We start from the raw sequence: 2217 nt of genomic DNA, 5'->3' as shown, positions 1-2217 counted from the left end.
GCGAGGGGGTGGACTCCTCGCCGGCCGGGCGCCGCCCCAGAGGTATCTACGCGCGTAACACGATGTCGGCCCGCCCTGTATGCTGGTTCGAACACGCCGTATGACCACCGCTAGACCACCCCAGCATCTGCCTGAAGCAGAGTTGGCGCGACCGCTCGGCGGCCGCGGTCCGGCCCCCGGCCACCACACCGGACCGACCCGGTATCTACCCCGGTCGACGCGCGAGAGGACGACTCTCGGCGCCGTCGGGGCTCCACCATGCCCTGCCGCGCTACCAGGCAGCAGGAAGGACCGACCGTGACGGCGCGCCGAACGGTCGACACCGCCGCGGACCCCGCGGCCACCACCGCAGCTCCGGCCCCCGAGGCCCCCGCCCGCGTCGGGTACGGCGAGCTGCTGCGCACACCGGGAGCCTGGACCTTCGTGGCCCCCGCCCTCGTCGCGCGACTGCCGTACGCGATGCTCAGCATGGGCATCCTGCTGCTCGTCACCCAGACCCACGGCTCGTACGGCACCGCCGGTACGGTCACCGCCGTCGCCGCCGTCGCCCAGGCCCTGATCGGGCCGCAGACCGGGCGGCTCGCCGACCGGTACGGGCAGGCCTCGGTGCTCGTGCCGACCGTCCTGGTGCACGCGGTGTCGGTCGGCGCGCTGATCGCGCTCGCACTCGCCCACGCACCGGTCTGGGGCCTGTGCCTGGCGGCCGTCCCGGCCGGTGCCAGCGTGCCGCAGGTCGGCGCGATGGTCCGGGCCCGCTGGGTGGCCACGCTCTCCGCCGGCGGCCCCTCCGAGGCCTCGGCGGCCCGGGTGGGCACCGCGTTCGCGTTCGAGTCCGTGACGGACGAGTTCACCTTCGTGATCGGCCCGATCCTGGCCTCCGGCATCGCCGCGCTCGCCAACCCGGCCACCGCCCTGGTCGCCGAGGCCTCGCTGACCCTCGTCGGCGGCCTGGCCTTCGCCGCCCAGCGCCGCACCGCCCCGGCCCGGATCGTGCCCCGGCCCGGCGCCAAGCGCGCCTCCGCGCTCGCCTCCCCCGGCGTCCGGCTGCTGGCCGGCGCCTTCCTCGGGGTCGGCGCGGTCTTCGGCGGCACCCAGGTCTCGGTGAACGCCTTCGCCGACTCGGTCGGGCAGCACGCGGCCGGCGGCACCGTGTACGGGATCTTCGCCGGCGGCTCGATGCTGGCCGGCGTGCTGTACGGGATGGTCGCCTGGCGGCGGCCGGTGCAGCAGCGGATGCTGATCAGCTACTCGCTGCTGGTGCTCGGCTGCTCGACGCTCTGGGCGATGCCCAACCTGGTGGCGCTGAGCGCCGCCGGACTGGTCTGCGGGCTGGCCATCGCACCGACCCTGATCAGCGGCTACACCCTGGTCGAGACGCTGGTCGCGGACGGGGCCAAGACCGAGGCCTTCACCTGGCTGACCGGCGCGATCGGGCTGGGGCTGGCGGTCGGCTCGATGGCCGCGGGCCGGCTGATCGACGGGCACGGGCCCTCGACCGGGTTCGTGGTGCCGCTGGCCGGGGCCGGGCTGGGGCTGGTCGCGCTGGCCTCGCTGCGGCACCTTCTGGTGGCGCCGACGGGTGGTTCCGCCTCCGGCTCGGGCTCGGGCTCCGGCTCCGGCTCGGGCTCCGCGGCGCGCGGTGGCGCGGAGCCGCTGGTGGGCGCCGCCAACGGCTGAGCCGGGGCGGCCCGGAGGCCGGGAGGACGGTGGCCCGGAGGCCGGGAGGACCGCGGCCCGGAGGCCGGGCCCGGCCCATCTCACACCGCAGTCGCTGGACTGATCCCGCGGAATGCCGCATCATTGACCATCGTTAGCACTCATCACGCGAGAGTGCCAGGAGGAAGACAAGTGCCCACGTACCAGTACCAGTGCACCGAGTGCGGCAACGGCCTGGAGGCGGTGCAGAAGTTCACCGACGAGGCGCTGACCACGTGCCCCGACTGCCAGGGACGGCTCCGCAAGGTCTTCTCGGCCGTGGGCGTCGTGTTCAAGGGCTCCGGCTTCTACCGGACCGACAGCCGCTCCTCCTCCAGCAGCTCGGTGGGCACCGGGTCGTCGTCGACCACCTCGACGCCGTCCTCCTCGTCCACCGGCACGTCGTCGTCGGGCTCCGGCGCGTCGTCGGGCTCCGGCTCCTCGGCCTCGTCCAGCCCGGCTCCGGCCGCGAGCTGACTCCGGCGCCGGGGCACCGCCCCGGACCGCTCCGCAGACCACGGG

The 2217-nt window shown here is 75.1% G+C and carries 2 protein-coding genes; both read left to right on the top strand.

Annotated features, from left to right (window positions below; translation table 11 throughout):
- Window positions 1-297: 297 nt before the first annotated feature.
- Entirely contained in the window at window positions 298-1677 is a 1380-nt protein-coding gene (locus ACFRMQ_RS40275) for an MFS transporter (protein ID WP_380735878.1), read from the top strand.
- A gap of 171 nt (window positions 1678-1848) precedes the next feature.
- A complete protein-coding gene (locus ACFRMQ_RS40270) occupies window positions 1849-2172 on the top strand; it encodes an FmdB family zinc ribbon protein (RefSeq protein ID WP_380735876.1) in 324 nt (107 codons plus the stop codon).
- Window positions 2173-2217: the final 45 nt, after the last annotated feature.

The organism is Kitasatospora sp. NPDC056783 (assembly GCF_042789895.1).
Classification (GTDB): domain Bacteria; phylum Actinomycetota; class Actinomycetes; order Streptomycetales; family Streptomycetaceae; genus Kitasatospora.
Note: the sequence above shows the minus strand (reverse complement) of the source record. Positions and strands in the feature narration are given on the sequence as shown.